The sequence below is a fragment of the Rhodoblastus sp. genome (assembly GCF_052145335.1).
In the GTDB taxonomy this organism is placed as follows: Bacteria; Pseudomonadota; Alphaproteobacteria; order Rhizobiales; family Beijerinckiaceae; genus Rhodoblastus.
The window spans coordinates 1-4,456 of sequence record NZ_JBKQOU010000271.1; the positions used below are offsets into that span (position 1 = coordinate 1).

Genomic DNA, 4,456 nt, shown 5'->3' on the forward strand with positions numbered 1-4,456 from the left:
GCCAGCTCCTCGATGGGGATGCCGCGATAGCGCAGGATCCCTCTCTCACCTCACGCTCGGCAAGCGCGGCGACCTGCACGCCCGCCGCATCGCCATTTCGCGGCTGCGCGACGCCGAGCTCGTCAGGAAGCTGATCGACGTGATCGGCCCCCGCTACAAGGACCGCCACGGCGGCTACCTGCGCATCATGAAGGCGGGTTTCCGTCCCGGCGACAACGCCGCCATGGCGGTGATCGAATTCGTCGACCGCGACCTCGAGGCCAAGGGCAAGGACTCCGGCCCGGCCCAGAACGCCCAGGGCTGAGCGGCCCCGACGGGCCGACGGGAAGGCAGGAAGGGCGGGGCCGAGGTGCCGCCCTTTTTCGTAGGGCGCGGCGACTCGGAAGACCGGTTGAGAGGCGCGTTCGGGCGCCATTCGGCGTCATTCAGCGCGCGTTCGACATGCGTTCAGCAGCGTTCGGCATGCGTTCAGCACGCGTTCAGCACTGGATTTGACCCTCATTTTCACCCGTGAATCGTGACTTTTCAACGCGTTGCACGCGCGTATGCGAAAAAATCACGTCCCGCGGAATGTCATCGTCGGTCCGACCCCGGATAAACGGCCTCGTCCCGTCCGCGACGGCGTCGACCGATGCGCTTGGTCCGAGGCTCGCATGATCAGATCATACCGCTAGTCCTGATTTTCCGCAATCAAAAGTTCGCCCATCTACCATTTCCGCGAGGGAGGCGAAATAGGGTTGAAAAAATGTCACCGCAATCTTCGGGCGGACGACGGAACCGCTGCCCGGGTTGCTCGGCCCTCCCTTCGCCGCGCCGCTTCGCGGCCTCGCCTCCTGGTGGCGTGCTCAGATCGAAGGCGTTCTCCTTGTTCAAGGACCGACCTCAACGCCGTAGAGGTCCCGCATTTCCTTGGCGACCACGGGCTCCGGGGCTAAACGAGTCCCCTGGGCCCAGAACTCGATGGGCGTGCCGCTTTCGTCGCGGACGAGTCGGACGGACTCGCCATGATTTGCGTAGCCGGCGGCAAGAGCCAAACGGCCCACATCGGGACCGATGACCTCGATCTCGGAGGCGTCCATGACGGGGTTGAGAAAGGCAGGGACGGCGACGAGGACGCGGCTGCCGGCAGGTAGCAGATCGATAGCGCCTCCCGCGACCCACCAGCGGCCTGTCCAGCCGCGAACGTCCTCGGTAGGTTCGCCTTTTTCGGCGAACGCCCGGGCGACGTGTAACACGCCATCGAGCAAGGGCCAGGCGAGGCCATCCGAGGCGTTTGTGAGGACTGAGATGGCGAGGTTCCGGTCCGGCACAACAGCGGTGCGCGAAACGTAGCCGAGCAACCCGCCAGAGTGGCCGAACCAGTTCCAGTCACGGAGAGTGCCGCTGAATATGCCAAGGCCGTAACTGGTGGCGAGGGTGGCGTGGGGATTTTTCCATTGGCCGCGCGCCATTTCGCGCCGGCTATCGAGTGAAAGCGGGCTCGCGGCAGCATTCGGAGAGAGTTGGGAGAAGAAGCGCGCGAGGTCGGCGGCGGTGCTGACGAAGCCGCCGGCGGGGGTAACGGCATTTAGCGAGTAGTCGCCGGCAACGACTTGGCGGCGGCCGAGCAGAGCCTTTCCGGTGTGTCCGCGGGCAAAGGGCGTGCCGGGCGGAATGGGCATGTCGGGTTCGGTCTCGGTGAGGCCGAAGGCGGAAATAACCTCGCGCCGAATCCAGGCGGGGAAGGGTTCGCCGGTGATGGCCTCGATAACGAGGCCGAGAAGGGCGAAACCGTGATTGGAGTATTTGAAACGGGTGTTGCGATCGAGGACGGGCGGCTTGCCCAGATCGGCGAGGAGTTCGGCCTTGTCCGCGAAGGGGCGCAGGCCGGCAAATTGGTTGCCGGCGTTACCGTCGCGGATGAGGCCGGCTGTGTGCGACATGACCTGGGCAAGGGAGGCCTGGGCGACGTCGTCGTGCAGGCCGGGGACGAAAGCGCCGACGGTGTCATCGAGCTTTAGCCGGCCGGATTCCCGAAGGAGCATGAGGCCGGCGACGGTGAAGCTTTTCGAGTGGGATGCGACGCGGAAACGGTGGCGCGGCGTGAGCGGCTCGGCGGTGGCGAGGTTGGCGGAGCCGGAGGCGTATTCGAGGACGAGTTCGCCTTCATGCACGATGGCGAGTAGACAGCCGACCTGCTCCGGGAGGCGGAACTGATAGTCGATCCAGGTCGGGATGTAGGCAGCGGTGCGCTCCAGCCAGTCTTCCATTGAATCTTCCCTGGACAGATATTGGAACTCTGACACATTAAGACTGCAGAGAAACCGCAGGCAAGGCTCTTTGGACCGATCTTGGTTATCCGGCGACTTCTACTTCTGACGAAAGCCCGACGCAGCAACGCGCGAGCGACGGACACGCAGCATCCGCACTCATGCGCCCCGGCTCAAATTCGCGCCCGCGGCCTCGCCTCGTTCATTGCGTCCTCGCTTCGCCGCGCCCCTTGCGGCCTGATCGCCCGATCGGAATAACCATAGCGCGGACTCCAGAGGTCCAAAAGCGCTTGTCGCAAAGACCAGAAGACAACAAAGCGATCAGCGCGTTACCTGCGCGGGCTTAAGGCGTTCCTTGAACGGCCGGGTGGCTCCCACGCGCCGCCCCGCCGCATGCTCCGCGCGGCCCCGCCTCGCGCCCCGTTGATGCAACCAACAGGCGAAAAACCGCAGACCGCCAAGACAACAGATCGGCCAACTGCCGCGCCCCGCCTTATCGCGTGACGCGGACCCGCGGCTTCAGGGGTTGCTCGAAAGCGCACATGACATGTCGAGCGGCCAGATCGATGAGGCGGATTCGGACCCTGCTCAGGCGCTCCGGCGCGCGTCGCTCGCGGCGACGGGCGCGGGCGGCCGCGGCAAGCCGTGCGGCGCGGCTTTTGGCGCCTCGCGGCGCCGGGACATGTCGTCGCCGCTTCGGCCGACCTTGAACTGGCCGATCAGATCCGAAAGCTGATCGGTCGCCTGCGACAGGGAATGGCAGGCGGCCGTCGATTCCTCGACCATCGGCGCGTTCTGCTGCGTCGTCTGATCCATCTGGGTGATCGCGGTATTGATTTGCTGGAGCCCGGTCGCCTGTTCCTGCGCGCCTGCGGCGATCCCGCTGACGATGCTGTTGATCTCGGTCACCTGCGCCATGATGCGCTCCAGCGACTTGTAGGCGGGTCCCCCATGAAGACTCACAAATCTCGTCAATAATCATTGTCGGGCATCTCTCCACGCATTAACGCTTCGTGCCGCCGCTCCTGCTGTTTAAGTCCATCATGGAGAACGCCAAGTAGAGACGCCGCGCCACCAACGCTTGAACCCATCCCGAAAAATGTCTCGTTTTGCCTGTGATGGCGGTCAACTTCATTCAGCGCAAATGCTATTGCGTCGAGTGCTTCGGTCACTTGCGACCGACTGGCCGTTGCCAACGGTGTCGCTTTCCTATCGAGTGCAAGGTCAAGATCCATATGGGCAATATGTCGATTCCGCCAGTCGCGAGCGAATTGGCTCTTCGTGACGGCGGCATCAACAGCAGCCTTGATCGATGAACGTTCGGCGTGCGTACGGGTTAAATCAGGGAGATTCTGGATTGTAAGATTGGCTTTTCCAGCGGACCTTGGCGGATCGGTTAGTCGTGCAATATGCATAAGGGTTTCGTGCCACAAACAATCTTGTACATCTCTAAAAAATTTTGGTGCTGCTCTGTTGAGCAGGTCGACCCTAGACGGCTTCGTGCCGAACATTTCTACGTATTCGTGCCATTTGCTATGCAGTCACGCGATTTGTTGTCAGAGGGCACTAAACTGTGCTCCTAGCGTTTCTCCCATCGTTTCGATGTTGTGCATCTCAGCCTCTTTTTTGGGGTCATCGTGGAATCTTCTCGAAAGATCACGCTAAGGGCTGTTGCCTAATCTATTGCCAGCCAAGCCGGTTAGACTATCGAGTTGAGCAATAAAAATCCCGTGGATTACGGTGGGGTTGAGGTGACAGTCGACGCAATCACAATTCTACTCACTTCTCCGTTCCAGACAGCAGAGCGGGTTGAGCCTCGTCCAACTAGCACTAACTCGCCGCGCCCTCTTCGAGCTTGTCCTGGGTCTTGGTCTCGAAGTCGGGCGCGTCGTGGCGCTCGCGAAGCTGGCCGGCGGGATCGCCCCAGGTCCGGTTGACCATGCGCCCGCGCTTGACCGCCGGGCGCTGGAGCATGTCGTCCGCCCAGCGCTTCACGTTTGTGTAGTCGGGCGCCGACAGGAACTCGGCGGCGCAGTAGAGGGCGCCTTCGACGAGGCCGCCGTACCAGGGGAACGCGGCGATGTCGGCGATGGTCAAGGCGTCGCCCGCGAGATAGCGGCTCTCGCCGAGCCGGCGATCGAGAACGTCGAGGAGCCGCTTGGTCTCCATGGCGTAGCGGTCGATGGCGTATTCGAACTTCGCCGGCG

General features: G+C 62.8%; 5 protein-coding genes. 1 reads left to right on the top strand and 4 read right to left on the bottom strand.

Annotated elements, in window-relative coordinates:
- A partial coding sequence (rplQ, locus tag ACLP2E_RS16915) for a 50S ribosomal protein L17 (RefSeq protein ID WP_442466593.1) occupies nt 1-304 on the top strand: 304 nt, incomplete at its 5' end.
- 565 nt (nt 305-869) lie between these two features.
- Here rplQ and ACLP2E_RS16920 read toward each other — a convergent pair.
- The 4 genes from ACLP2E_RS16920 to ACLP2E_RS16935 form a co-directional block, all read right to left on the bottom strand.
- A complete protein-coding gene (locus ACLP2E_RS16920) occupies nt 870-2,249 on the bottom strand; it encodes a serine hydrolase domain-containing protein (RefSeq protein ID WP_442466594.1) in 1,380 nt (459 codons plus the stop codon).
- Between the two features lie 588 nt (nt 2,250-2,837).
- On the bottom strand, nt 2,838-3,212 hold the full coding sequence (locus ACLP2E_RS16925; protein WP_442466595.1) for a hypothetical protein: 375 nt from the start codon (nt 3,210-3,212) through the stop codon (nt 2,838-2,840).
- 8 nt (nt 3,213-3,220) lie between these two features.
- Entirely contained in the window at nt 3,221-3,790 is a 570-nt protein-coding gene (locus tag ACLP2E_RS16930) for an AbiU2 domain-containing protein (RefSeq protein ID WP_442466597.1), read from the bottom strand.
- A 289-nt stretch (nt 3,791-4,079) separates the two neighbouring features.
- A partial coding sequence (locus ACLP2E_RS16935) for a glutathione S-transferase C-terminal domain-containing protein (protein ID WP_442466596.1) occupies nt 4,080-4,456 on the bottom strand: 377 nt, incomplete at its 5' end.